General features: G+C 67.5%; 20 protein-coding genes. 16 read left to right on the forward strand and 4 right to left on the reverse strand.

The genetic code is table 11. The features are described from left to right. Positions 1-64 precede the first annotated feature (64 nt). The 12 genes from LXM88_RS35610 (at position 65) to LXM88_RS35665 (ending at position 13498) form a co-directional block, all read left to right on the forward strand. Positions 65-2227: a FimV/HubP family polar landmark protein gene (locus LXM88_RS35610; RefSeq protein WP_262544162.1), complete on the forward strand. Its 2163-nt coding sequence runs from the start codon at positions 65-67 to the stop codon at positions 2225-2227. After that, positions 2227-3039 (forward strand): tRNA pseudouridine(38-40) synthase TruA, encoded by an 813-nt coding sequence (truA, locus tag LXM88_RS35615; RefSeq protein ID WP_262544163.1) that lies wholly within the window; start codon positions 2227-2229, stop codon positions 3037-3039. Before LXM88_RS35610 ends, truA begins: the two co-directional genes overlap by 1 nt. Next, positions 3036-3737 (forward strand): phosphoribosylanthranilate isomerase, encoded by a 702-nt coding sequence (locus tag LXM88_RS35620; RefSeq protein ID WP_262547087.1) that lies wholly within the window; start codon positions 3036-3038, stop codon positions 3735-3737. The genes truA and LXM88_RS35620 overlap by 4 nt, the downstream gene beginning before the upstream one ends. Positions 3738-3792: 55 nt before the next feature. After that, complete coding sequence (gene trpB, locus LXM88_RS35625) at positions 3793-4986, forward strand: tryptophan synthase subunit beta (RefSeq protein WP_047901337.1); 1194 nt, start codon at positions 3793-3795, stop codon at positions 4984-4986. Positions 4987-4995: 9 nt separating this feature from the next. Beyond that, the gene (locus LXM88_RS35630; RefSeq protein WP_262544164.1) at positions 4996-5847 is read left to right on the forward strand and encodes a DNA-methyltransferase; all 852 of its coding nucleotides are present in this window, start codon (positions 4996-4998) and stop codon (positions 5845-5847) included. A 90-nt stretch (positions 5848-5937) separates the two neighbouring features. After that, the gene (trpA, locus tag LXM88_RS35635; RefSeq protein WP_027791147.1) at positions 5938-6753 is read left to right on the forward strand and encodes a tryptophan synthase subunit alpha; all 816 of its coding nucleotides are present in this window, start codon (positions 5938-5940) and stop codon (positions 6751-6753) included. A gap of 62 nt (positions 6754-6815) precedes the next feature. Beyond that, a complete protein-coding gene (gene accD / locus LXM88_RS35640; RefSeq protein ID WP_176045916.1) occupies positions 6816-7688 on the forward strand; it encodes an acetyl-CoA carboxylase, carboxyltransferase subunit beta in 873 nt (290 codons plus the stop codon). A 100-nt stretch (positions 7689-7788) separates the two neighbouring features. Next, a complete protein-coding gene (gene folC, locus LXM88_RS35645; protein WP_262544165.1) occupies positions 7789-9099 on the forward strand; it encodes a bifunctional tetrahydrofolate synthase/dihydrofolate synthase in 1311 nt (436 codons plus the stop codon). Positions 9100-9128: 29 nt separating this feature from the next. Continuing rightward, positions 9129-9980 (forward strand): SPOR domain-containing protein, encoded by an 852-nt coding sequence (locus LXM88_RS35650; RefSeq protein ID WP_262544166.1) that lies wholly within the window; start codon positions 9129-9131, stop codon positions 9978-9980. A 6-nt stretch (positions 9981-9986) separates the two neighbouring features. Then, a complete protein-coding gene (locus LXM88_RS35655) occupies positions 9987-10481 on the forward strand; it encodes a CvpA family protein (RefSeq protein WP_006491262.1) in 495 nt (164 codons plus the stop codon). Positions 10482-10532: 51 nt separating this feature from the next. Further along, positions 10533-12065 (forward strand): amidophosphoribosyltransferase, encoded by a 1533-nt coding sequence (purF, locus tag LXM88_RS35660; RefSeq protein ID WP_262544167.1) that lies wholly within the window; start codon positions 10533-10535, stop codon positions 12063-12065. 242 nt (positions 12066-12307) lie between these two features. Continuing rightward, positions 12308-13498, forward strand: coding sequence for an O-succinylhomoserine sulfhydrylase (locus LXM88_RS35665; protein ID WP_069259542.1), 1191 nt, complete (start codon positions 12308-12310; stop codon positions 13496-13498). 129 nt (positions 13499-13627) lie between these two features. Here the strand turns inward: LXM88_RS35665 and LXM88_RS35670 are convergent, their stop codons facing one another. From LXM88_RS35670 to LXM88_RS35680, 3 genes are read right to left on the reverse strand one after another with little or no spacing between them, the layout of a single operon-like run. Next, positions 13628-14590, reverse strand: a complete 963-nt coding sequence (locus LXM88_RS35670; RefSeq protein ID WP_262544168.1) for an NAD-dependent epimerase/dehydratase family protein — start codon at positions 14588-14590, stop codon at positions 13628-13630. Further along, on the reverse strand, positions 14577-15623 hold the full coding sequence (gene gmd, locus LXM88_RS35675) for a GDP-mannose 4,6-dehydratase (RefSeq protein WP_096474752.1): 1047 nt from the start codon (positions 15621-15623) through the stop codon (positions 14577-14579). The genes LXM88_RS35670 and gmd overlap by 14 nt, the downstream gene beginning before the upstream one ends. Positions 15624-15654: 31 nt before the next feature. Continuing rightward, the gene (locus LXM88_RS35680; RefSeq protein WP_262544169.1) at positions 15655-16719 is read right to left on the reverse strand and encodes an acyltransferase family protein; all 1065 of its coding nucleotides are present in this window, start codon (positions 16717-16719) and stop codon (positions 15655-15657) included. A gap of 496 nt (positions 16720-17215) precedes the next feature. On the opposite strand from LXM88_RS35680, the gene LXM88_RS35685 reads away from it, so the two are divergent. Genes LXM88_RS35685 through LXM88_RS35695 form a run of 3 tightly spaced genes read left to right on the forward strand, consistent with a single transcriptional unit; the run spans position 17216 to position 23389 of the window. Then, positions 17216-19408, forward strand: a complete 2193-nt coding sequence (locus LXM88_RS35685) for a hypothetical protein (RefSeq protein WP_262547089.1) — start codon at positions 17216-17218, stop codon at positions 19406-19408. Positions 19409-19457: 49 nt separating this feature from the next. Further along, entirely contained in the window at positions 19458-20924 is a 1467-nt protein-coding gene (locus LXM88_RS35690) for an oligosaccharide flippase family protein (RefSeq protein WP_262544170.1), read from the forward strand. After that, the gene (locus tag LXM88_RS35695) at positions 20921-23389 is read left to right on the forward strand and encodes a glycosyltransferase family 4 protein (RefSeq protein WP_262544171.1); all 2469 of its coding nucleotides are present in this window, start codon (positions 20921-20923) and stop codon (positions 23387-23389) included. The genes LXM88_RS35690 and LXM88_RS35695 overlap by 4 nt, the downstream gene beginning before the upstream one ends. Before the next feature lie 382 nt (positions 23390-23771). On the opposite strand, the gene LXM88_RS35700 is transcribed toward LXM88_RS35695, so the two are convergent. Then, positions 23772-24947, reverse strand: coding sequence for an acyltransferase family protein (locus LXM88_RS35700; protein ID WP_262544172.1), 1176 nt, complete (start codon positions 24945-24947; stop codon positions 23772-23774). Positions 24948-25175: 228 nt separating this feature from the next. On the opposite strand from LXM88_RS35700, the gene LXM88_RS35705 reads away from it, so the two are divergent. After that, entirely contained in the window at positions 25176-25319 is a 144-nt protein-coding gene (locus LXM88_RS35705; RefSeq protein WP_006479318.1) for a hypothetical protein, read from the forward strand. The last annotated feature ends 131 nt before the right edge of the window (positions 25320-25450 follow it).

Raw genomic sequence — 25450 nt, forward strand, 5'->3', positions numbered from 1 at the left:
CAACTTTATTGACGCCTCCAACTGCGAATCCGAGCCGCGCCCGCGCGCGGCGATAGAGCCAACGATGTCCCGAATTTCCTTGTTTCCGCGTCAGTCCCGTCTGTCGCGCGCCGTGCGTGGCGCGCTGGCGATCCTGGCGCTCGGCGCAGCCGCGTCGGCCTGGGCGACCGGCACCGGCGAACTGCCGGCATCCGCTGCCGGCGCCGCGGCACCGCTTACCGTGACGGTCCAGCCGGGCCAGTCGCTGAACGACATCGCGAAAGCGGCCACGCAATCGCACGATCCCGGCGTGCTCGCGCGCGCCGGCCGCGCGCTGTTCGACGCCAATCCGCAGGCGTTCATGAAGCGCGATGCGAGCCGCCTGAAAGTCGGCGCGACGCTGACCGTGCCCGCGCTCGACGCAACGGGCGCGGCGCTCGCGCCGGCCGGTGCGTCTGGCGCATCCGGCGCGACGGCCGCCTCTGCGCCCGCCGCTGCATCGGGTGGAACTGCTGGCGCGCAGGCCGGTGCGTCCGCGCCGCATTCGGGGTCGGCCGTGCAATCCGCACCGGTGGCGCCGGCCGTGCATGCGGCGCCGGTGAGCGGTGCGAGCGTCCCGACTGCGGCGGTGACGGCGTCGGCGTCGGCAGGCGCTTCGGCCGCGCACGGCGCGTCGGCTGTCGAAAACATGCAGCCGGCGGCGCCTGCTGCCGGCGCCAGCGGCCCGCATGTGTGGAGCGGTGCGATCCAGTCGGTGCCGTCGTCCGCGAGCGAGGCCGCCGTCCAGCCGGCGCCGGGCAGTCAGGTCTCGGGCGCGAACGAGCCGGCCGGTGCGGCACCCGCCATGGGTGCATCGCAGCCGCGGCCGTCGAGCCTGCAGCAACTGCTGGCATTGAAGAACCGCGTGCTGATGGAGTTGCAGAAGCACGGCATCGGCAAGCCGGCTACGGCGAACGACGTCGCGCCTGCGCCGGCTCCGGCGCCTGCCGCACCGCGTCCGGCCGCGAACGATGCGGGTGCGCCGTCTGCCGCGTCGCCGACCGCCGAAGCGGCGTCCGGCGTGGCCGCCAGCGCTGCGCAACCGGCATCGGCGCCAGCACAGCCGGTCGCACCCGTGATGGCGCCTGCGCGCCCCGCGAATCAGATGGACTGGCGCCCGGCCGCAGCGGCGGGCGCGGCCGTGATCGTCCTCGCGGCAGGGTTTGCGTGGCGCAGGCGCCGGAAGGGCCGGCAAACGGACGATGCGGGTACAGCGGCTGCAGCCGCTGCGACGGGCAGTGCGACTGCGGCCGTTGCAGAAGCAGCGCCGTCCGTCGAACGCGAACTGCCGATCCGGCCCGAGATGCCGGTCGCCCGCGACGCCGCCGCCGACATGAGCCTGGCTGCGGCGACTGCCGCAGCGGCGGAGACGGTCGAGCCGCACGAAGCGGATGCATCGCCGGTGCCCGAAGCGACGAAGCTGCATGACGAAGCGGATGCATCGCCGGTGCCCGAAGCGATGAAGTCGCATGACGACCAGCCTGACGTGCCGCCTGCCCACGCCGCAGTACCGCCGGCGAGCGACGCGACTCCGAGTTCGGCTTCGACGTTGATGTCGACTTCGACTCCGCACGATGCGGAACCGGTAGAACAGGCCGCCGCCGACCAGCCGGCCGAGCCGCCCGCCGCGCCTTCGGCGACCGAATCGCAGCACGCGGCGCTGATGCAGAACGCGATCAGCGCGCTCAGCAGCCTCGACATGCCGCTGCCGCCGCGTACGCAGGATGAGCCGTCTCTGGCGGCGGATGAGCCGGCTGCACGGGCAGGGCAGTCCGACGCCGATAAAATCGCAACTAACGGTCAATCCGCGCCGCACCAGCCGATTGGCTCGACCGATCCGGCCCCGGAACATCCTGCCGACCAGGGCGACGAGTTCGACTGGGATCCGGATGCGCCGCCGCCGGCCGGCCAGGCAGGCAGCCCGACTGCGCTCTCGTCGCTGCCGCCGCTCGGCGGCGCGCAGTTCGGCGCGCTGAAGCTCGATTTCGATCTCGACCTGCCGTCCACGCCGGGCGCCGCGCTGCCTGCGCTGACACCGGACGAGCTCGCGCGCATCGCACGCAACAAGCTCGACCTTGCGGCCGAGTATGTCGAACTGGGCGACCTGTCCGGCGCACGGACGCTGCTGCAGGAAGTCGTCGACGCGAACGACACCGCGACGCGCGACGATGCGCGCGCGTTGCTCGCGAAACTGGCGGACGAGGCGTGATGCGGATCGCGCTGGGCGTTCAGTACGACGGTGCGGCGTTCTGCGGCTGGCAGGCGCAGCCGCACGGCAAGACCGTGCAGAACGCCCTCGAGCATGCGCTGGCCGAGTTCGCGCGGGTGCCGTTGCACACGACGGTGGCCGGTCGGACCGACACCGGCGTGCACGGGCTCGGGCAGGTCGTGCACTTCGATACGGACCTCGATCGCGAGGAGTTCTCGTGGGTGCGCGGCACCAACGCGTTCCTGCCGTCGACCGTGTCGGTGCAATGGGCGAAGCAGATGCCGGAGACGTTCCACGCGCGTTTCTCGGCGTTCGAGCGCACCTATTACTACGCGCTGTACGTACACCCCGTGCGCTCGCCGATGCTGGCCGCGCGCACGGGCTGGATCCATACGCCGCTCGACGACGACGCGATGCGCGCCGCCGCCGCACACCTGATCGGCGAGCACGACTTCTCGTCGTTCCGGTCGTCGGAATGCCAGTCGAAGACGCCGGTCAAACACCTGTACCAGATCGACGTGCGGCGCGCGGGACATTTCATCCATTTCCGCTTCCGCGCCAACGCGTTCCTGCATCACATGGTGCGCAACCTGATGGGCTGCCTCGTCGCGGTCGGGCGTGGCCGCTATCCGGCCGACTGGGTCGCCGACGTGCTGGCCGGGCGCGACCGCAATCTCGCGGCGCCCACGTTCATGGCCGACGGGCTGTACCTCGCCCATGTCGGCTACCCGGCGGAATTCGCCGTCCCGCCCGCGCAGCTCGGCAGCGTGCCGTGGAGCAGCGTCTGGGCCGATCTGGACCCACAAACATGACGGATCACGCCGTGTCTTCTTCGACTTCCGCCGCGGCCGGCTTGCCGCCGCGCACGCGCATCAAGCTGTGCGGGCTGTCGAAGCCCGAGGACGTGCTGCACGCGGCGGCGCTCGGCGCCGATGCGATCGGCCTCGTGTTCTACCCGAAGAGCCCGCGCGCGGTGACGATCGCGCAGGCGGCCGAGCTCGCGCGGCTGGCGCCGCCGTTCGTGTCGGTGGTCGGGCTGTTCGTGAATCCGACCGAAGCCGAGCTCGAAGCCGTCATGCGCAACGTGCCGCTCACGCTGCTGCAGCTTCATGGCGACGAGACGCCGGAGCAATGCGACGCGCTCGGCCGCGCGGCACGCCTGCCGTGGTTGCGCGCGGTGCGCGTCGGCCCCTCGACGCAGCCGTCCGATTTGGTAGAATCGGCACTTCATTATTCGAAAGCGCGCGGCCTCCTGTTCGACACCCTGGTGCCGGATTACGGCGGTAGCGGCAAGGTCTTCGATTGGTCTCTTATTCCCGCAGAGCTCGCGCATCGGGCCGTTTTGAGTGGTGGCTTGAGCGCGCAAAACGTCGGTGATGCGATCCGCCAGTTGCGCCCGTTTGCTGTCGATGTCTCGAGTGGCATCGAAGTGGAGGGCGCGAAGGGCGTGAAGGATCACGCCCGGATGGCGGCGTTCGTACGCGCGGTGCGCGAAGCGGACGCCGGGTGATGCAAGCCGGTGCGGCCCCGAAAGCGGGGCGCATCGACCGATCGAGAGAGACACCATGTACAACCTTCCTGATGCTCGCGGCCACTTCGGCCCGTACGGCGGCGTGTTCGTCGCCGAGACGCTGATTCACGCGCTGGACGAACTGCGCGCGGCGTATGAAAAATTCCAGAACGATCCCGACTTCGTCGCCGAATTCGAGCGCGAGCTGAAGCATTTCGTCGGCCGTCCGTCGCCGATTTATCACGCGCAGCGCTGGAGCGAGACGCTCGGCGGCGCGCAGATCTACCTGAAGCGCGAGGACCTGAACCACACGGGTGCGCACAAGATCAACAACGTGATCGGCCAGGCGCTGCTCGCGAAGCGCATGGGCAAGAAGCGCGTGATCGCCGAGACGGGCGCCGGCCAGCACGGCGTCGCGACCGCGACGATCTGCGCGCGCTTCGGAATGGAGTGCGTCGTCTACATGGGTTCCGAGGACGTGCGCCGTCAGGCCGCCAACGTCTACCGGATGAAGCTGCTCGGTGCGACGGTCGTGCCGGTCGAGTCGGGCTCGCGCACGCTGAAGGATGCGCTGAACGAAGCGATGCGCGACTGGGTCACCAACATCGAAAGCACGTTCTACATCATCGGCACGGTCGCGGGCCCGCACCCGTACCCGATGATGGTGCGCGACTTCCAGCGCGTGATCGGCGACGAGTGCAAGGTGCAGATGCCCGAGCTCGCAGGCCGGCAGCCCGATGCAGTGATCGCCTGCGTCGGCGGCGGCTCGAACGCGATGGGCATCTTCTATCCGTACATCGATGACCAATCCGTGCAGCTGATCGGCGTCGAAGCGGCCGGCGACGGCCTCGACACGGGCCATCACGCGGCGTCGCTGATCGCCGGCAGCCCGGGCGTGCTGCACGGCAACCGCACGTACCTGCTGCAGGACGACAACGGCCAGATCATCGAGACGCATTCGGTGTCGGCGGGCCTCGACTATCCGGGCGTCGGCCCCGAGCACGCATGGCTGAAGGACAGCGGCCGCGCGCAGTATGTCCCGATCACCGACGAGGAAGCGCTGAAGGCGTTCCACGACTGCTGCCGGATCGAGGGGATCATTCCCGCGCTCGAGTCGAGCCACGCGATCGCGTATGGCGTGAAGCTCGCGCCGACGTTGCCGAAGGACAAGATCCTGCTCGTCAACCTGTCGGGCCGCGGCGACAAGGACATGCACACGGTCGCCGAGCGATCGGGCATCGAGCTCTGACCCCGACCGATGCGTGACCTGATCGAAGAGCCGGGCGGCGGTGCCGCGAGCGAGGCGGAGGCGGTTCAGCCTGCCGCCGTCCTGCCGCGCGCGCTGCCGTCCGGTATCGAACTGCATAACCGCGATTTCCTGACCGATGCCGCGCACCTGCCGGATGCGTCGATCGACCTGATCGTCGCCGATCCGCCGTACGGGCTCGGCAAGGACTACGGCAACGACTCGGACAAGCGTTCGGGCGACGACTTTCTCGCGTGGACGCGCGAGTGGCTCGAGCTCGCGATTCCGAAGCTCAAGCCGAGCGGGTCGATGTACATCTTCTGCACATGGCAGTACGCGCCGGAAATCTTCAGTTTCCTGAAGACGCAGCTCACGATGGTCAACGAGATCATCTGGGACCGCCGCGTGCCGAGCATGGGCGGCACGACGCGCCGTTTCACGTCGGTGCACGACAACATCGGCTTTTTCGCGGTTTCCAAGGCGTATTACTTCGATCTCGATCCGGTCCGCATCCCGTACGACGCCGACACGAAGAAGGCCCGCTCGCGCAAGCTGTTCGAAGGCAGCAAGTGGCTGGAGATGGGCTACAACCCGAAGGACGTCTGGTCGGTCTCGCGCCTGCACCGGCAGCACGCGGAGCGCGTCGATCATCCGACCCAGAAGCCGCTGGAAATCATCGAGCGGATGGTGCTCGCAAGCTGCCCGCCGGGCGGCCGCGTGCTCGATCCGTTCATGGGCAGCGGCACGACCGCGGTGGCCTGCGCACGGCAGGGGCGCGACTTCGTCGGCTACGAGATCAACGAAAGTTATTGTGCGATCGCGCACGAGCGCGTCAGCGCGCTCGCCGCGCCGGCCTGCGCGTGAATCGCGCGGCCGTATCGCCGAACTCTTACTTTGTATGGAACCGGAGCAAGCGCTGAAGCGCCACCTCCGGATCGACATAGGAAAATTGCCATGTCCCGTATCCAGCAGACTTTTGCCGCGCTCGCCGAACAAGGCCGAAAGGGCCTGATCCCGTTCATCACGGCCGGCGACCCCGATCCCGCGAAGACCGTCGAATTCATGCACGCGCTCGCCGAAGGCGGCGCGGACGTGATCGAACTCGGCGTGCCGTTCTCGGACCCGATGGCCGACGGCCCCGTGATCCAGCGCTCGTCGGAACGCGCGCTCGCACGCGGCGTCACGCTGAAGAGCGTGCTCGCCGACGTGAAGCGCTTCCGCGAAACCGACCCCAAAACCCCCGTCGTGCTGATGGGCTATGCGAACCCGATCGAGCGGATGGGTGTCGACGCGTTCGCGGCCGAAGCGCAGGCGGCCGGCGTCGACGGCGTGCTCGTCGTCGACTATCCGCCGGAAGAGGCGGGCGTATTCGCCGAAAAGATGCGCGCCGCGCAGATCGATCCGATCTTCCTGCTCGCGCCCACGTCGACCGACGAACGTATCGCCGACGTCGGCAAGATCGCGAGCGGCTACGTGTATTACGTGTCGCTCAAGGGGGTGACCGGTGCGGGAAATCTGGATGTTTCGAGCATTGCGGGTAAAATCCCGGCCATCAAGTCGCGCGTGCCGGTTCCGGTAGGCGTCGGCTTCGGCATCCGCGACGCCGAAACGGCGCGTGCGGTGGCCGAAGTGTCGGACGCCGTCGTGATCGGCAGCCGCCTCGTGCAGCTGCTCGAAAGCGCTGCGCCGGAAGGCGCCGCCGCCGCGCTGAAGACGTTCATCGCCGAGCTGCGGGCCGCGCTGGACGGCGCGGGCAAGACGGCGCGATAAACACAACACAGGAAGCGGGCGGGCCATGCGGCCCGGCCCGCCACGGAACAGGAAACCATACGATGAGCTGGCTCGACAAACTGTTGCCGCCGAAGATCAAGCAGACCGACCCGAAAAGCCGCAAGGGCATTCCGGAAGGCCTGTGGGTCAAGTGCCCGTCCTGCGAGGCCGTGCTTTACCGCAACGACGTGGACGCGAACCTGCACGTGTGCCCGAAGTGCGATCACCACATGCGCATCGGTGCGCGCGAGCGCCTCGACGGGCTGCTCGATCCGGAAGGTCGCTATGAAATCGGCCAGGAAATCGTGCCGGTCGACACGCTGAAGTTCAAGGACAGCCGCAAGTACCCCGATCGTCTGAAGGAAGCGATGGACGAGACGGGCGAGACCGACGCGATGGTCGTGATGGGCGGTGCGATCCACACGCTGCCCGTCGTCGCGGCCTGCTTCGAGTTCTCGTTCATGGGCGGCTCGATGGGCTCGGTCGTCGGCGAGCGCTTCGCGCGCGGCGCGCAGAACGCGCTGGAACAGCACGTGCCGTTCATCTGCTTCACGGCGTCGGGCGGCGCACGGATGCAGGAAAGCCTGCTGTCGCTGATGCAGATGGCGAAAACCACCGCGATGCTGACCAAGCTGGCGGAAGCGAAGCTGCCGTTCATTTCGGTGCTGACCGACCCGACGATGGGCGGCGTGTCGGCGAGCTTCGCGTTCCTCGGCGACGTCGTGATCGCCGAACCGAAGGCGCTGATCGGCTTCGCCGGTCCGCGCGTGATCGAGCAGACGGTCCGCGAGAAGCTGCCGGAAGGCTTCCAGCGTGCCGAATTCCTGCTGAAGACGGGCGCGATCGACATGATCGTCGACCGCCGCAAGCTGCGCGACGAGATCGCGCAGCTGCTCGCGCTGCTGCAGCGACAGCCGGCCGACGCGCTGGCCTGACCGGCGCGAGGTGGTGAACTCTGCGCGTCGCCTGGCTTCAGCGTCAGGCGGCGCGCTTCGTTTTTTGGCGTAGTGGCGGTACCGATCCAGATTTGATCCGATGAGCACTTTTCCCACTCTCGACGCGTGGCTTTCGCATCTCGAACGCGCGCACCCGGTCGGCATCGACATGGGCCTGACCCGCATCGGGCAGGTCAAGGCGGCGCTGCAGCTCGAATTCGCGTGCCCCGTCATCACCGTCGGCGGCACGAACGGCAAGGGCTCGACCTGCGCGTTCCTCGAGACGATCCTCGTGCGCGCGGGCTACAAGGTCGGCTGCCACACGTCGCCGCATCTGCTCGAATTCAACGAGCGCGCACGCGTGAACGGGCAGAACGTCACCGATGACGAGCTGCTGCCGCACTTCGAGGCCGTCGAAGCCGCGCGCACGTCGCTGCCCGAGCCCGTGTCGCTCACGTATTTCGAATTCACGACGCTCGCGATCCTGCATCTGTTCGCGTCGCGCGGGCTCGATGCGGTGATCCTCGAAGTCGGCCTCGGCGGCCGGCTCGATGCGGTCAACATCATCGATACCGATTGCGCGATCGTCACGAGCATCGACATCGACCACACCGAATACCTCGGCGATACGCGCGAGAAGATCGCGTTCGAGAAGGCCGGGATCTTCCGCGCGGGCAAGCCCGCGATCTGCGGCGATCCGGCCGCGCCGCAGACGCTGGTCGACCATGCCGGGGCGATCGGCGCCGACCTGTGGCTCGTCGGCCGCGATTTCCGCTACGAGGCGCAGGCGGGCGCGGAGCGCCAGCAATGGAGCTACCTCGGTCGCGAGAAGCGCTATCCGGCGCTTGCGTATCCGGCGCTGCGCGGCGCGAATCAACTGATCAATGCGTCGGCCGCGCTCGCCGCGCTCGAGGCGCTGCGCCCGGTGCTGCCGGTGTCCGCGCAGGATATCCGGCTCGGGCTCGCGAACGTCGAGCTGCCGGGGCGCTTCCAGGTGCTGCCCGGCAAGCCGGCGATCGTGCTCGACGTCGCGCACAACCCGCATGCGGCGGCCGTGCTCGAACAGAATCTCGGCAACATGGGCTTCTTCCCGTACACGTACGCGGTGTTCGGCGCGATGCACGACAAGGACATCGACGGCGTGCTGAAGCACCTGAAGGGCGAGATCGACCACTGGTGCGTGACCGACCTGCCGCTGCCGCGCGCGGCTTCCGCGGAGCAGCTCGAGGCCGCGCTGCGCAAGGCCGGCGTGGAGGAGGGGCCCGATTCGAGCGTGACGCGTTACGCGTCGCCGGCCGAAGCGTTTCGCGATGCACTAAAAAGAGCATCCGAGAATGATAGAATCGTGGTTTTCGGCAGTTTCCATACGGTTGCCGGCGTGCTGGCCTACCGTAAATCGCAGCAACACTGACTGACGGGCAGTTTCGGACTCAGCCATTCATGGGAATTTTCTCGTTCGGCAAAAAAGACGACGACGCGCCCACGCGGCGCGGCGGTCGCACCGGGGCCTCCCGGAACGTGCGCACGGAGCGCACTGAACGTGTCGAGCGGCGCTCGCGCCGCACCGAGCGTCCGGAATCGGACGCGCTGCTCCTCGATCCGACCCTTCCAGAAAAGCAACGCGCGCGCCGTCGCCTCGTCGGCGCGATCGCGCTCGTCGTGGCCGCCGTGATCGTGCTGCCGATGGTGCTCGATTCGCACCCGAAGCCGGTGACGGACGACATCGCGATCGACATCCCGAACCGGCCCGCGCACCAGGCGGTCGCGCCGCGTGACGACGACGCGTCCGACGTGCAGGCGGGCGTCGCGCATGATGAGCCGCCGGCATCCGACACCGCCGTCGCGGCGGTCCCGGCGCCTGCGCCGAAGGATGCCGCCAGGTCGGCCGCGAAGCCCGACACGACGACCACGGCGAGCGTGACGCCGCCGAAGCCCGCGCCGAAGCCGGCCGCCCCCGCGGCGAAGCCGGCGGCGCCGAAGCCGGCTCCGGCGACCGTCGCGAATGCCGACGCAGCGAATGCCGACGCGGCGAGCCCGGACAGCGGCGATGCGTCGTCGCCGGCGTCGCCGGCCGGTGCGCGCTTCGCGGTGCAGCTCGGTTCGTTCAAGGATGACGCGACGGCCCGTTCGTGGGCCACCAAGTTGAAATCGGCGGGCGTGCCCGCATATGTCGAGCATCGCAAGCAGGCGGACGGCAGCACGGCTACACTGCTGCGTGCGGGCCCGTTCGCGGATCGCGCGGCGGCTTCCGCCGCGATCGCGAAGGTGCGCGAAGCCGGTCTGACGCAATAACGCACGATGCTGACGGCTTTCGACTACGCTGTATTGGCGGTGATCGTGTTGTCGGCGCTGCGCGGGGCGTGGCGCGGCTTCGTGTCCGAGATTTTCGGGCTGATCGGCTGGATCGCGGCGATCGTGATCGCGGGCCGCTACGTCGGGCTGGTCGTGCCGTACATTCCGGCCAACTGGCCGGGCGGCGCGCTGACGCAGTGGGTGATCGCCTTCGCGTTGGTCGTGATCGGCGTCGTGCTGGTCGCTGGCGTCGCGAACGCGCTGCTGTCGCGGATCGCGCAGGCGAGTGGCCTGGGCGGTGTCGACCGCTCGCTGGGCATGATGTTCGGGCTCGTCCGCGGCTGTGTGCTGGTGGTGCTGCTGGTCGCGGCGGCCGGGCTGACCGAACTGCCCAAACAGGATTTCTGGCGCAATGCGCTATTGCGTCCTTTTGCCGAACAGGGCGTGCACGAGCTGAAGCAGCTCCTGCCCGACGGCATGGCCCAGTACGTACGCGTGTGACGACGCGGCCGGGCAGGACGTAACCGATTTTGTCATTCTGAAGGACATGCCATGTGCGGCATCGTAGGCGTTATCTCCCAATCTCCGGTCAACCAGCTGATCTATGACAGCCTGCTGCTGCTGCAGCATCGCGGTCAGGACGCAGCGGGCATCGCGACGGCGGACGGCAGCAATTTCCACATGTACAAGGCGAACGGCATGGTGCGCGACGTGTTCCGCACGCGCAACATGCGCAGCCTGCCCGGCACCTACGGCATCGGCCAGGTGCGCTACCCGACGGCCGGTTCGGCGACGAGCGAAGCCGAGGCGCAGCCGTTCTACGTGAACGCGCCGTTCGGGATCATCCTCGCGCACAACGGCAACCTGACGAACTGGCAGCAACTGAAGGACGAGATGTTCCGGATCGACCGCCGGCACATCAACACCAACTCCGATAGCGAAGTGCTGCTCAACGTGTTCGCGCACGAGCTGCAACTTTCGACGACGGGCCTCGAGCTCGATCCGGCTTCGGTGTTCAAGGCGGTTTCGGGCGTCCATCGCCGCCTGCAGGGCTCGTATGCGATCGTGTCGCTGATCGCCGGCTACGGCCTGCTCGCGTTCCGCGATCCGTTCGGCATCCGCCCGCTCTGCATCGGCAAGCTCGAAACGGAGCACGGCACCGAGTGGATGGTTGCATCGGAGTCGGTCGCGGTCGAAGGCATCGGTTTCGAATTCGTACGCGACGTGAAGCCGGGCGAGGCGATCTTCATCGATCCGGCCGGCAACTTCCACAGCCAGCAGTGCGCGGAAAGGCCGACGCTGAACCCGTGCATGTTCGAATACGTGTACCTCGCGCGTCCGGATTCGTGCCTCGACGGCGTGCCCGTCTACAACGTGCGCCTGCGCATGGGCGACTATCTCGCCGAGAAGATCAAGCGCGAGCTGCCGAACGTGCCGATCGACGTCGTGATGCCGATTCCCGATTCGTCGCGCCCGGCGGCGATGCAGGTCGCCGCGAAGCTCGGCGTCGAGTATCGCGAAGGCTTCTTCAAGAACCGCTATGTCGGCCGTACGTTCATCATGCCCGGGCAGGCCGTGCGCAAGAAGTCGGTGCGCCAGAAGCTCAACGCGATGAGCATCGAGTTCAAGGACAAGAACGTGCTGATCGTCGACGATTCGATCGTGCGCGGCACGACCTCGCATGAAATCGTGCAGATGGCGCGCGATGCGGGCGCGAAGTCGGTGATCTTCGCGTCGGCGGCGCCGCCCGTGAAGTTCCCGAACGTGTACGGCATCGACATGCCGACGCGCGGCGAACTCGTCGCACACGGCCGCACCGACGACGAAGTCGCGAAGATCATCGGCGCCGACCACCTGATCTACCAGGACGTCGACGACCTGCGCCGCGCGGTGCGCGACATCAACCCGAAGCTCGAACGCTTCGAGGCGTCGTGCTTCGACGGCAACTACATCACCGGCGACGTGACGCCCGAGTATCTCGACAGGATCGAGCGCGCGCGCCTCACGCCGGCGTCGCAGGCCGATCGCGACACGGCTGGCGAGACCGAGCGCTCGCAGATGAACCTGCAGCTGTCGGTCGAGTGACACCGGCGCACGCTTTTGACCAAGCGTGATAGGATGTGGCCTTGCGTCGATTTGATATCAGCTTGCGGACGCGGGGCGACTTCCCGAAACAGCTAAAGCGAAGGCCGGCGGCAGTCGGCCCGAGTCGATCGCTGTCGTACCCCGAAGCCCGCTGATGCCGATGCATAGCGGGCTTTTTGTTTTGGCCTGGTTTTGACCTGGCTTGCGCGACACGCGCGGTCATCGAATACGGAAAACGGAACATGGACGACTCCCTCAACTTCGACACGCTTGCCGTGCGCGCGGGCACGCTGCGCAGCGACTTCAACGAGCATTCGGAAGCGCTGTTCCTCACGTCGAGCTTCTGCTTCCAGAGCGCGGCCGACGCGGCCGAGCGCTTCGCGAATTCGGAAGACTACTTCACCTATTCGCGCTTCACGAACCCGACCGTCACCATGTTCCAGGAGCGTCTCGCGGCGCTCGAGGGCGGCGAGGCGTGCATCGCGACCGCGTCGGGGATGGCCGCGATCATGTCGGTCGTGATGGCCGCGCTGCAGGCGGGCGATCACCTCGTCAGCTCGCGCAGCCTGTTCGGCTCGACGCTCGGGATGTTCTCGCAGATCTTCAGCAAGTTCGGGATCACGACGACCTTCGTCGACCCGACCGACCTGAACGCATGGAAGGAAGCCGTGCGGCCGGAAACGAAGATGTTCTTCCTCGAGACGCCGTCGAACCCGCTGACCGAACTCGCCGACATCGAGGCGATCGGCAAGATCGCGAAGGCCGCGAACGCGCTGTTCGTCGTCGACAACTGTTTCTGCAGCCCGGTGCTGCAGCAGCCGCTGAAGCTCGGCGCGGACGTCGTGATGCACTCGGCGACGAAATTCCTCGACGGGCAGGGCCGCGTGCTCGGCGGCGCGCTGGTCGGCTCGAAGGAATTCATCATGGGCAAGGTGTTCCCGTTCGTGCGCAGCGCGGGCCCGACGCTGTCGGCGTTCAACGCGTGGGTGCTGCTGAAGGGGATGGAGACGCTGTCGCTGCGGGTCGAGAAGCAATCGGCGAACGCGCTGGAAATCGCGCGCTGGCTCGATTCGCATCCGGCGGTCGCGCGCGTGTTCCATCCGGGCCTCGAGTCGCACCCGCAGCACGAACTCGCGAAGCGTCAGCAGAAGGCAGGCGGCGCGATCCTGTCGTTCGAGCTGAAGGGCGACACGCCCGAGCAGCAGCGCGCGAACGCATGGCGCGTGATCGACAGCACGAAGCTGATCTCGATCACCGGCAACCTCGGCGATACGCGTACGACGATCACGCACCCGGCGACGACGACGCACGGCCGCATCACGCCGGAAGCGCGCGCGGCGGCGGGGATCACCGAAGGGCTGATCCGCCTGTCGGTCGGCCTCGAGAATGCGGGCGACCTGCGTAACGATCTCGCGCGCGGCCTGGAGGGCTGAGCGACGCGGCGCTTTCGCCGCATCGACGCATCAACGACAACGGGCCGCCTGCAAAGCAGGCGGCCCGTCGTGTTTTCCGCTTCAAGCCATTCCGTCCGGCGCACCGCGTTTCCGCATGCGCTGCGCGATTCAGCCGGTGTGCCCGTGCGGCGCGGCGCGCATCGCGTCCACCATCCACCGCAGCGTTTCGTCGAGCGGCGTGACGGGCAGCTCGCCCACCACGCGCTGCAGCTTCGCGCGCGACCCGCTCAGGCTTTTCACCTCGTTGTGCCGCACGAAACGCGGATCGACCGTCACGTCGATCACGTAACCGACGATGCGCGACAGCATCACCAGCACTTCCTTCAGCGAATACGCGCGCTCCGAGCAGACGTTGAACGTCTCGCCGGCCGGCGCCGCCTCGATCAGCTTCAGATAGGCGGCCGTCACGTCGCGCACGTCGGAGAAATCGCGGCTCACGTCGAGATTGCCGAGCGAGATGCGCGGTTCGTTGCGCGCGTAGTGCGCGGCGAGCTTCGGCAGCAGATACGCTTCGCCCTGGCCGACGCCCGTGTAGTTGAACGGCCGCGCGATCACGATCGGCAGCCTGTCGGCCCACAGCTTCGCCGCGTATTCCATCGCGAGCTTGCTGACCGCGTAGTCGTTCGCGGGGGCGGGCGCGATGGTCTCGTCGAGCACGCCGGCCGTCGAATTGCCGTAGACGTTCGCGCTGCTCGCGAGCAGCACCGCCGACGGACGCTGGTCGAGACCCGCGAGCGCGGCCAGCAGGTTGCGCGTGCCGACGATGTTGACCGCGTAGGTCTGCGACGGCTCGTCCTGCGCGACGTGTGCACGCGCGGCGAGATGCACGACCGCATCGGGCCGCGCATCGGCCGCCGCCGCGCGCACCGCGTCCGCGTCGAGCAGGTCGACGGGCAGCAGCGTGCAGTGCGCGAAGGCCGGATCGTCGGGCACCGGCGCGCCCGGCGCGATCGTGCCCCAGACGTCATAACCGGACGCCTGCAGGCGTTCGGCCATGTAGCGGCCCGTGAAGCCCGTCAGGCCCGTGACGAATGCACGGCGCGACGGGCGTCCGGATTCAGAACGTGTCATGGTGCTGGTTCCGCGTCAAATCAGCTTCGACCATCATCTGGCAAAGTTGTTCGAGCGTCGTCTCCGGTACCCAGCCGAGTTTGCTTTTCGCCTTGTCCGCGCAGCCGATCAGCAGGTCGACCTCGGCGGGGCGGTAGAACTTCGGGTTCACTTCGACGAGCACGTTGCCGTTCGATGCGTCGAGGCCGCGTTCCTGCTCGCCCTTGCCGGTCCATTCGAGCTGGTAGCCGGCAGCCGCGAATGCCATCTGCACGAAGTCGCGCACGGTCTCGGTGCGATTGGTCGCGAGCACGTAGGTGTCGGGCTCGTCGGCCTGCAGCATGCGCCACATTCCTTCGACGTATTCGAGCGCGAAGCCCCAGTCGCGCTTCGCGTCGAGGTTGCCGAGCTCGAGGCGGGTCGCCTTGCCGAGCTTGATCTTCGCGACGGTGTCGGTGATCTTGCGCGTGACGAACTCGCGGCCGCGCAGCGGCGATTCGTGGTTGAACAGGATGCCGCTGCTGCCGAACAGGCCGTACGACTCGCGGTAGTTCACGGTCATCCAGTGCGCGTACAGCTTCGCGACGCCATACGGGCTGCGCGGATAGAACGCGGTCGTTTCGGTCTGCGGAATCGCCTGCACCTTGCCGAACATCTCGGACGTCGACGCCTGGTAGAAGCGCGTCTTCGGGCTCACGACGCGGATTGCCTCGAGCAGGTTCAACGGGCCGAGGCCCGTGACTTCCGCGGTCGTCGTCGGCTGGTCGAACGACACGCCGACGAAGCTCTGCGCGGCCAGGTTGTACAACTCGTCGGGCTGCGTGCGTTCGAGCAGGCGCAGGCTCGAGCCGGCGTCGGTCAGGTCGTGTTCGACGAGCGTGAGGTTCGGGTGCGTGTCGACGCCGAGCTCGGCGATGCGCCAGAAATTCACCGAACTGGTGCGGCGATAGGTGCCCGTGACCTCGTAGCCCTTGTCGAGCAGCAGTTTGGTCAGGTAGGCGCCGTCTTGCCCCGAGATCCCGGTAATGATGGCCTTTTTACGAGTTTGGCTCATGGCGTTGTCCTGGTAGAAGCGAAAGAAGAAATCAGGCGGTCGTGCTGGCGGCAGCCGGCAGCGCGCGGCGTGCGGAGCCGCGCGTCAGGCGCCGTTCGAAGCCGTACCAGCTCAGGGTCGCGTACGCGAGCGTGATCGCGAGCGCGAGCGCGGCCGTGACGAAGCGGTTCAGGTGCAGCGGCCAGAGCGCGTACAGCACGCTCAGGTGGATCAGGTACACGGTGTAGCTGACGGTGCCGACGTAGACGAGCATCGGGTTCGTCAGCACGCGTTGCACGATGCCGCGGCCGCGCAGCGCGATCACGACGATCGACGTGCACAGCAGCAGCGAGATGCTGTAGAGCGCCGCATTCGACAGCGGCGTGTTCGCGGCGCGAAAGCGCGGGAACGACAGGTGCAGCCAGCCGAGGATCGCGAGCGACACGAGCGCGCCGACGATCGCGAGCGGGTAGAACGGCTCCAGCGCGCGCCGGTCGCGGCGCAGCACGATCGCGAGCAGCGCGCCCGCGGCGAGCAGGTCCATCCGGAACGGCGTCAGGTAGTAGATCGGCCAGAACGAGTCGAACCACGGCGTCGCGATCGCGCGCAGCACCGGAGCCGCGACGATCAGCGCGGCGGCGACCCACAGCAGCGCGCGCTCCGAGCACCACAGCACGACGAACGGCCAGAAGATATAGAACTGCTCCTCGACCGCGAGCGACCACAGCACGTTCAGGCTGTCATGCCCGATGCTGCCGAGCGACAGACCGATATTGGTCGAGAAGAACGCGAACCACGGCCAGTGCGGCAGCCAGCTCGCGCCGAACAGGATCGTCGACACCACCAGCAGCAGCACGTACGGCGGCAGGATGCGGCGCACGCGGCGCGCGTAGAAGTGGCTGAAATACGACTGCCCGCGCGCCTTGCGCTCGAGCAGGATGCCGGTGATCAGCAGGCCGCTCAGCACGAAGAACAGGTCGACACCCATCCAGAGCGGCGCCTTCAGCGCGTGCTGCAGGAACACGGCGCCGACCGCGATCGCGCGCAGCCCGTCGAGCTGCACGATGCGGCCGTGTTGCGGCGGGGCCAGGTCGGCGGATCGCGAGATGCCCGTCATCGCGCCGCTCCTTCGCGACGCGCGGCGGGGGCCGCGGCGAGTCGCACATCCGATGCGTGAACGTAATGCATGCCTTTGAATGAAATATCGAATCGAAATCGATTCTAGGGAAAAGAAATCGGCAAAAAAACGCGCGCCCTTTATCTGACGACAAACATTCAAATGCCGATTAATCCGGTCGTGAAATGAAAGGTTGGCGCCCGGGCAGCCGCGACAGGCGGTGCGGAGCGGCACTTTCTACGGGGCGGCGCGCGAAAGGCGGTCGTTATTGCCGCTTTCAGGTGCTATTTCCTGCCTGTTCCGGTTCGATATTTCAGGCGGAAACATCCCCAAATATTTCCAAATTTCTTGTGATTATTTTTGCTTGTAACCTGCATCGCGACGTTTGAAACCCATTTATTTAGCGACAGGGTGCGCCGGCGGTGGTCCGCGGCGGTGCCGGTCGCTGTTGCATCGAGTCTGGAGAAGCGCATTGCGACGTCTGATTCTGGTAGGCATGACGGTTTGCGCGACGCTGCTGACGAGTGCCGCGCCGGCCGAAACGGTGTTGCCCGCGACGACGTCGTGGATCGGCAACACGTTCGGCTATGGCGACGGCAGCTGGACGCAGATCGATATCCGTGCGATCGCGGTGACGCCTGAAGGCAAGGTGTATACGAATGCGCCTTGGGACGAAAGCGGCGCCGAGGCGAGCGTCTACCAGGACGGGAAGATGCTCGGCTTCGCCGGCGGCACGCACGGCTGGGGCAATCTCGGCGGCAACGCGATCGCCGTGAACGGCAAGTACGCGTATGTCGCGATCGGCGTCGGCAACGAACGCGGCCACCTGCAGTCGCCCGGCATCTGGCCGGACAAGGGCAAACAGTGGTTCGGCATCTCGCGGCGCACGATCGGCGACCTGAAGCAGCCCGCGCCGTTTCGCGCGGCGCCGCAGCCGGCGCCGGGCGGCCGTGCCGATGCCGGCCGTGCGCGCATGGCCGCGAGCTTCATGATGATGAACGAGGTGCCGGCCCCCGCGCGCTCGGAAGTGGGCGAGGTGAAGGCGGAAGTGGGTGGCCTCGCGGCCGACGACAAGACGCTGTTCGCGACGAATCCGTCGCACGACGTGGTGGACGTGTACGACGCGGAGACGATGCAGCAGAAGGGCACGTGGAGCGCGCACGAGCCAGGTCGCATCGCGCTCGCGGGCGACGGCACGCTGTGGCTGCTCACGGACACGCTCAACGGCCCCGCGCACCTCGTGCACGTGCGCGCGGACGGCCGCAAGCTGGACGACGCGCCCGCGCTGCCGGAAGGCACCGACGCGGTGGACGTGGCGGTCGACGCGAAAGGGCGTGTGCTCGTCGCGGACAACGGGCCGCGCCAGCAGATCCTGATCTTCTCGAAAGGCGGCAAGGGTTATGCGCAGTCCGGCACGCTCGGCGAGCGCGGCGGCATCTTCGCCGGCCCGGTGCCGGGGCGGCCGGGGCCGCAGCGTTTCAACGGGCTGACGGGCGTCGGCGTCGACCGCGCGGGCAACGTGTATGTGGCGATGAACGGCATCGGGCCGCGCCACGACACGATCGGCGCGGGGCTCGGCGCGGTGCTCGAAAGCTACACGCCGGACGGCAAGCCGCGCTGGCAGGTGCACGGGCTGCTGTTCGTCGACGGCGCATGGCTCGACCCGGCGCGGCCGAACAGCGTGTACACGGGCAACAAGCGTTTCGAGCTCGACCTGTCGAAGCCGCCCGGCCAGGACTGGAAATACGTCGGCTTCCTGTCGAACCGCTTCAAGTATCCGGACGACCCCGTGTTCCATACGGACCAGTGGCCGGGCATGCCGATCGCGCGCCGCGTCGATGGCCGCACGTTCCTGTACCTGACGGACATGTACGCCGATCACCTGAAGATCTACCGCTTCGACGCGAAGCGCGACGGCGAGGTCGCGATTCCGTCGGGCCTGATCGCGGGCCGCGCGCGGCCGGTCGACAAGGTGCCGAACAAGCCGCCGGGCGGCGACTGGCTGTGGCGCGATGCGAACGGCAACGGCCGGCTCGACGCCGACGAGTTCGAGATCAACACGACCGGCAAGGCGAAAGCGGGCGGCTGGGGCTGGTGGGTCGACACGAAGGGCGACATCTGGCGCACGAGCGACGTGCGCGGCATCCACCGCTTCCAGTACGGCGGCGTCGACAAGGCCGGCAACCCGATCTACTCGTACGACAAGGTCACGACCTACCCGATGCCGCAGCCGTTCACGCAGTTGCGCCGCTCGATCTACGACGCGCAGACGGACACGCTGTACGTGACCGGCTACACGGCCGATGCGCCGCCGCAGCCGGGCATCAACAAGGAAGTCGGCCGCGTGCTGGTGCGCTTCGACAAGTGGTCGAGCGGCTCGCCCGTCGTGCGCTACACGGTCGCGCTGCCGTGGCAGCTCGACGCGAAGCCGATCCTGGACCTGATCGGGATCACGGTCGAGGGCCGCTACATCTTCACCGTGGAGCCGGTCGGCAAGATCCACGTGTACGACAAGGACACCGGCAAGGAAGTGGGCGTGATGAACCCGGGCGCCGAGGTCGGCAAGGCATCCGGCTGGGTCGACGTGCCGTTCGGCATCAGCGCGTTCAAGCGCGAGAACGGCGAATACCTCGTGTTCGTCGAGGAAGACGCGCGCGGCAAGGTGCTGATGTATCGCTGGAAACCGTGACGGGCGGCGCGCCGTTAACGACGACGTCGCCGTCGCACAAGGCTTAAGCATGGACAAAGGCATACTCAAGAACGTATCGATCAATTTCATCGGGCTGATCCTGCCGACCTTCGTGTCGCTGGTGACGGTGCCCGCATATATCCACGCGCTTGGCGTCGAGCGCTACGGCGTCGTCAGCCTCGTGTGGACGCTGATCGGCTATTTCGGGATCCTCGATCTCGGGATGAGCATGGCCGCGCAGAACCACATCTCGAAGGCGCTCGCGAGCGGCAACGACGACGAAAGCGCACGCGTGTTCTGGAGCGCGTTCTGGCTGAATCTCGGCACCGGCATCGTCGGCGGGCTGCTGATCTATTTCGGCGCGTTCGTCTACACCGCGTATTTCACGAAGGTGTCGGCCGCGATGCAGCACGAGGTGTATCTCGCGCTGCCGTGGCTCGCGCTCGCGATTCCGCTGGCGAACGTGTCGTGGGTGTTCGCCGGCGCGATCAACGGCGCCGAGCGGTTCGGCGTGTTCAACACGAACCAGACGATCGGCACGTTCCTGTTCCAGTTGCTGCCGCTCGGCGCCGCGTGGTGGATTGCGCCGAACCTGCAGACCGTGCTCGCCGCCGCAGTCGTCGCGCGCCTGGTCGCGGCGGTGATGCTCGGCCACGCCAGCATCAAGGTGCTCGGGATCCGGCGCATCGATCCGCCGCAGTGGGGCACCGCGAAAGGGCTGTTCAACTTCGGCGGCTGGATGCTGATCGCGAGCACGACGAGCATGATCGCGGACACGCTCGATCGCGTGATGCTCGGCGCCGGCATGGGCGCGAAGTTCGTCACCTACTACACGGTGCCGCAGAACCTCGTCACGCGCCTGAACATGCTGCCGAACGCGCTCGTGCGCACGCTGTTCCCGCGCCTGTCGGCGGTCGGCCGCGATCACGCCGACACGCTCGCGCGCCAGTCGCTCGAATTCCTGAACGGTGTGTTCACGCCGGTCGGCATCGTCGCGATCTTCGCGCTCGCACCGTTCCTCACGCTGTGGGTCGGCGCCGATCTCGCCGCGCACTCGGCGCCGGTCGGCCGCGTGCTGGTGATCAGCGTGTGGCTCGTCGGCCAGGCGAGCGTGACGCGCATCCTGATCCAGTCGCAGGTCAACCCGGCCCGCGCGGCGTTCGCCGGGCTCGTCCAGATGCCGTTCTTCGTCGGCGGCCTGTGGTTCGGCATTCATCACTTCGGGCTGGTCGGTGCGGCGGTGGTCGTCGCGGCGCGCGCGTTCGTCGACTACGGCGTGCTGCTGTACCTGTCGGCGATCCGGATGCGCGCGATCGTGCTCGACATGCTGGCGCACCTGACTTTCCTGCTCGCGAGCCTGTTTCTCGCGCAGGCGTGGCCGGGGCTCGGCGAATCGATCGGCATGTGCGCGATCGTGCTGGTGCTGAACGTCGCGTGGTCGCTCACGATGACGCCGGGGCTGCGCGCGCTCGTGCGCGACCTGTTTGTCCGTCTCAATGCGAGGAAAACGATATGAATCGCGATCTGGCGGAACACGCCATCCTGAACCTCGCCACCGCCGATGCGGCCGTGGCCGAAGCGGGCGATGCCGCCGCGCTGCGCCGGTCCATGCCGGCCGAGCGGGCCAGTGCGCGCCAGCCGGCGCGCGCGCTGCGCGTGGCGATTGTCCACGACTGGCTCGTTACCTATGCGGGCGCCGAGCGCGTACTCGAACAGATCGTCGCGTGCTTTCCCGACGCAGACTTGTTCAGCCTCGTCGATTTCCTCGACGACCGCGCGTTCGTGCGCGGCAAGCCGGTGACGACGTCGTTCATCCAGAAACTGCCGTTCGCGCGCACCAAGTACCGCAGCTACCTGCCGCTGATGCCGCTCGCGATCGAGCAGCTCGACGTGTCCGAGTACGACCTCGTGATCTCGAGCAGCCACGCGGTCGCGAAGGGCGTGCTGACCGGGCCGGACCAGGTGCACATCAGCTACGTGCATTCGCCGATCCGTTATGCGTGGGACCTGCAGCACCAGTACCTGGAGCAGTCGAACCTCACGCACGGGCCGAAATCGCTGCTCGCGCGGATGATCCTGCACTACATCCGCAACTGGGACACGCGCACCGCGAACGCGGTGGACGGCTTCGTCGCGAACTCCGCGTTCATCGCGCGACGCATCAAGAAGGTCTACCACCGCGACGCGGCGGTGATCTTCCCGCCGGTCGACGTCGACGGTTTCTCGCTGAACGCGGTCAAGGACGATTTCTACCTGACCGCGTCGCGGATGGTGCCGTACAAGAAGATCGACCTGATCGTCGAGGCGTTCTCGAAGACGCCCGAGCGCAAGCTGGTCGTGATCGGCGACGGCCCCGAGATGCAGAAGATCCGCGCGAAGGCCGGCCCGAACGTCGAGATCATGGGCTACCAGCCGTTCGCGGTGCTGCACGACCGGATGCGCCGCGCGAAGGCGTTCGTGTTCGCGGCCGAGGAGGATTTCGGGATCTCGGTCGTCGAGGCGCAGGCCTGCGGCACGCCGGTGATCGCGTACGGCAAGGGCGGTGCGCTCGAAACCGTGCTCGACCCGCAATCGAACGCGAACCCGACCGGATTGTTCTTCGACGAGCAGACGCCGCACGCGATCGTCGCGGCCGTCGACGATTTCGAGCGCGCGCCGCAGCGCTTCACGCCGAACGCATGCCGCGCGAACGCGGAGCGGTTTTCCGCCGACACGTTCCGGCGGCGCTTTCTCGACTATGTCGAGGCCGCGCTGCCCGGCTCGACCGCGCAGCGCGGCGCGGCCGTCGCGCCGATGCCGGCCGCGCGCGGCCCGGCGACGCTCGTGCTCGACCAGAGCGGGGTGCTCGGCGGCGCCGAGCTGTCGCTGCTCGAGATCATGAAGCACATGCGCGCAAACGCCGACGTGCTGCTGTTCGACGACGGCCCGTTCCGCGCGGCGCTCGACGAGATCGGCGCACGCGTCGACGTGGTCGACCAGGGCGCGCTCGCGGGCGTGCGCAAGCAGGGCGGCGTGTCGGTCGGCGCATTGAAACAGCTCGTGCGGCTCGTGCGCGACGTCGCACGGCGCGCGCGCCGTGCCGAGGTGATCTACGCGAACACGCAGCGCGCGATGGTGGTTGCCGCGCTCGCCGGGCGGCTCGCGCGCAAGCCGGTGGTCTGGCATCTGCGCGACATCGTCAGCACCGACCATTTCGGCAGCAAGCAGTTGCTGGCGATCAAGTACTGCGCGCGGCTCGGCGTCACGCGCGTGATCGCGAACTCCGACGCGTCCGCGCAGGCGTTCCGCACGCTGACGGGCTTCACGCCGCAGCACGTCGACGTCGTGTTCAACGGTATTTCGGCCGAGCCGTTCGATGCGCTGGAAGGCGTCAGCCAGGCCGCGCTGCGCGCGCGCCTCGGGTTGCCGCAGGATGCGTGGCTCGTCGGCTCGTTCAGCCGTCTCGCGCGCTGGAAGGGGCAGCACGTGCTGCTGGAAGCTGCCGCGCGGCATCCCGACATGCACGTGGTGCTGGTCGGCGCGCCGCTGTTCGGCGAGGACGAATACGCGGCGCAACTGCACGAATACGTCGCGCGGCACGGGATGGACGAGCGCGTGCATTTCCTCGGGTTCCAGCGCGACGTGGCCGCGTGCATGACGGCGGTCGACGTCGTCGCGCACACGTCGATCACGCCGGAGCCGTTCGGGCGCGTGATCGTCGAAGGGATGCTCGCGCGCCGGCCGGTCGTCGCGGCCCGCGCGGGCGGCGTCGTCGAGATCATCGAGGACGGCGACAACGGGCTGCTCTGCGAGCCGGGCGATGCGACCGCGCTGGCCAACGCGCTGGATACGCTGAAGCGCGACGGCGCGCTGCGCGAGCGGCTCGTCGCGAGCGGGCGGGCGACGGCGGTGCGCCGGTTCGGCACCGAGACCTACGTGGAGCGGGTCGAGAAGATCCTCGCGGATACGGCGAAGGCCGCGAAGGCGAAGAAGCCGTCGTAGCCGGCGGCGCCAGCCGGCGGGAAATGGGCCCTCATGCGGCGTTGCGCTGCGTGGGGGCTTCGTCTTTAAGCGGGCGTGGTTGGGTCGGGCGAGTGGCGGGTGGGCGGTTGCGTGCCGTGTCGGGCGCGGGATCGACCGGTTGCCGGTTCGATCGGGATTGCGCGGCTGACGGGGCTGCAAGGCGGCCAGGCGACGCCGGGACGCATCCGATAGGGGTGGGCCCAGGGCAGGTGCATGACGACCGGACAGGTGGCCGTCACGCGCGCCGGCAGACGGGGTTGGTCGCGTATCCGCCCGACCGGCCATGCAGTCGCGCTTCGGCACGAAAAAGCCCCCGCACAGCGAGACGCCGTACGGGGGCTCAGGAACCGGTCCGGCCGGATCAGGCGGCCCGCTCGGGCTCCGGCGTGACGACGCGCGCAGGGCGCGACGGCTTGAAGCTGGCCGACCACATCATCGCCGGCCGCTCGAACATCCGGTAGAACAGGTACGCGACCGGGATCGCGGCGGCCATGAACGCGATCGACGGCCAGATCGACAGTTGCAGTTCGGAGTGGAACAGCACCGAGCCGAGGCAGACGAACAGCGGCAGGTGGATCAGGTACAGCGAGTAGCTGAAGTCGCCGAACCAGCCGAGCACGCGCAGCGGCGGCGTCGGGCGCGGCGGACGCGCGAGCGCGCGGTACAGGAAGCACGCGAAACCTGCCGACCACAGCTGGAACGCGCCGTACTGGCCGTAATGGAACGCGCCGCAGCCGGCGGCGAGCAGCACGGCGGCCGCGCCGTACCACGCGCGCGACGGCACGGCGGCCGCGCCGCGCGCCTGCTGCGCGCGCACGTCGGCGATCCATGCGCCGATCGTCCAGGACAGCCAGTACGACGTGAAGAACTGCAGGTCGTGTCGTTCGAGCAGCCACGCCGACGCGACGTTGACGAGCGCGACCGCAGCCACGACGGCCGGCATGCCGATGCGCCGGCGCAGCGCGAACAGCAGCGGGTAGATCGCGTAGAACTGCACTTCGAGCGACAGCGTCCACAGCGCGCCGTTCGACCCGTACGTGTAGCCTGCGACGCCCTGCAGCGAGAACAGGTTCACGAGGAACGCCGTGATGCCGACATCGCGGATCTTGTGGCTGACGGGCTCGATCTGCAGGCTGACCGCGTCGAGCGCGAGCGTGAACAGCAGCGCGGCGAGCAGCACCGGGTAGATGCGCGCGAACCGGCGTGCCCAGAAGTTGGGCGCGTCGAGCCGGTAGGCGGGATCGGCCGCGAGCTTGAGCGCGGCGTTGCGGTGGATGCAATAGCCGCTGATCACGAAGAAGATCGGCACGCCGGCGGAGCCCCACGCGAACGGGAAGGTCAGGTAGCCGACGATCACGCTCGGGTCGAGCGCGCGACCGTAAGCGTGATGGAAGGTCTGCATGCCGACCCAGACGACCTGGCGGCAGTGGAAATACGCGACGAGCAGCGCCGCGAAGCCGCGCATTGCGTCGATGACGTGTTCCTTGTGATCGGCGACGGGCGGCGCGGTCAGAGACGATCCGCTGAAAGCTTGCATGCGATTCGATTCCTTGCGACGGATGAAGTGGAAGACGGACCAACGGGAAGTGTCATCGTAATGCGCAAGAATTCGATCAATGAATAAAAAAATCTCGCCCGGAAATAACGGAATTCCGCATGATGGTTTTATCGGGGTTCTGAAAGCGGTTCCGCGGGCGCGTCAATTATTTACCGATTTTTTTCTGATAGTTTGAAGCTCCAGTTGATTGATGCAAGGAGCGGCAAGATGGACATGCATTGGATCGCGAGCGCGGCAGTACTGCTGGTCATGGCCGTGCTGTCGGCGTACCGTGAGGCGCTGAAGAACGAGCCGATTCGCCCGGGCCTCGAACGGGGCGGCGTGCCCTATATCGAGGAATTCGAATCGTAAGAATTTGTATCCGGAAAATCGGTAATTTGTTGCTGCCTCGGCACTCGGTTCGGCAAGATCGACCGGATTGAAGGGATTATATTTTTTTCGGAATCATTGGGCATTCAGTCCATATCGAAAATGAGCGGAGT

The organism is Burkholderia sp. S-53, assembly GCF_025560745.1.
Lineage (GTDB): Bacteria > Pseudomonadota > Gammaproteobacteria > Burkholderiales > Burkholderiaceae > Burkholderia > Burkholderia pyrrocinia.

Coding starts and splice junctions, on each gene's coding strand:
- LXM88_RS35610 (WP_262544162.1), top strand. CDS start 65: ATGTCCCGAATTTCCTTGTTTCCGCGTCAGTCCCGTCTGTCGCGCGCC.
- truA (WP_262544163.1), top strand. CDS start 2,227: ATGCGGATCGCGCTGGGCGTTCAGTACGACGGTGCGGCGTTCTGCGGC.
- LXM88_RS35620 (WP_262547087.1), top strand. CDS start 3,036: ATGACGGATCACGCCGTGTCTTCTTCGACTTCCGCCGCGGCCGGCTTG.
- trpB (WP_047901337.1), top strand. CDS start 3,793: ATGTACAACCTTCCTGATGCTCGCGGCCACTTCGGCCCGTACGGCGGC.
- LXM88_RS35630 (WP_262544164.1), top strand. CDS start 4,996: ATGCGTGACCTGATCGAAGAGCCGGGCGGCGGTGCCGCGAGCGAGGCG.
- trpA (WP_027791147.1), top strand. CDS start 5,938: ATGTCCCGTATCCAGCAGACTTTTGCCGCGCTCGCCGAACAAGGCCGA.
- accD (WP_176045916.1), top strand. CDS start 6,816: ATGAGCTGGCTCGACAAACTGTTGCCGCCGAAGATCAAGCAGACCGAC.
- folC (WP_262544165.1), top strand. CDS start 7,789: ATGAGCACTTTTCCCACTCTCGACGCGTGGCTTTCGCATCTCGAACGC.
- LXM88_RS35650 (WP_262544166.1), top strand. CDS start 9,129: ATGGGAATTTTCTCGTTCGGCAAAAAAGACGACGACGCGCCCACGCGG.
- LXM88_RS35655 (WP_006491262.1), top strand. CDS start 9,987: ATGCTGACGGCTTTCGACTACGCTGTATTGGCGGTGATCGTGTTGTCG.
- purF (WP_262544167.1), top strand. CDS start 10,533: ATGTGCGGCATCGTAGGCGTTATCTCCCAATCTCCGGTCAACCAGCTG.
- LXM88_RS35665 (WP_069259542.1), top strand. CDS start 12,308: ATGGACGACTCCCTCAACTTCGACACGCTTGCCGTGCGCGCGGGCACG.
- LXM88_RS35670 (WP_262544168.1), bottom strand. CDS start 14,590: ATGACACGTTCTGAATCCGGACGCCCGTCGCGCCGTGCATTCGTCACG.
- gmd (WP_096474752.1), bottom strand. CDS start 15,623: ATGAGCCAAACTCGTAAAAAGGCCATCATTACCGGGATCTCGGGGCAA.
- LXM88_RS35680 (WP_262544169.1), bottom strand. CDS start 16,719: ATGACGGGCATCTCGCGATCCGCCGACCTGGCCCCGCCGCAACACGGC.
- LXM88_RS35685 (WP_262547089.1), top strand. CDS start 17,216: ATGACGGTTTGCGCGACGCTGCTGACGAGTGCCGCGCCGGCCGAAACG.
- LXM88_RS35690 (WP_262544170.1), top strand. CDS start 19,458: ATGGACAAAGGCATACTCAAGAACGTATCGATCAATTTCATCGGGCTG.
- LXM88_RS35695 (WP_262544171.1), top strand. CDS start 20,921: ATGAATCGCGATCTGGCGGAACACGCCATCCTGAACCTCGCCACCGCC.
- LXM88_RS35700 (WP_262544172.1), bottom strand. CDS start 24,947: ATGCAAGCTTTCAGCGGATCGTCTCTGACCGCGCCGCCCGTCGCCGAT.
- LXM88_RS35705 (WP_006479318.1), top strand. CDS start 25,176: ATGGACATGCATTGGATCGCGAGCGCGGCAGTACTGCTGGTCATGGCC.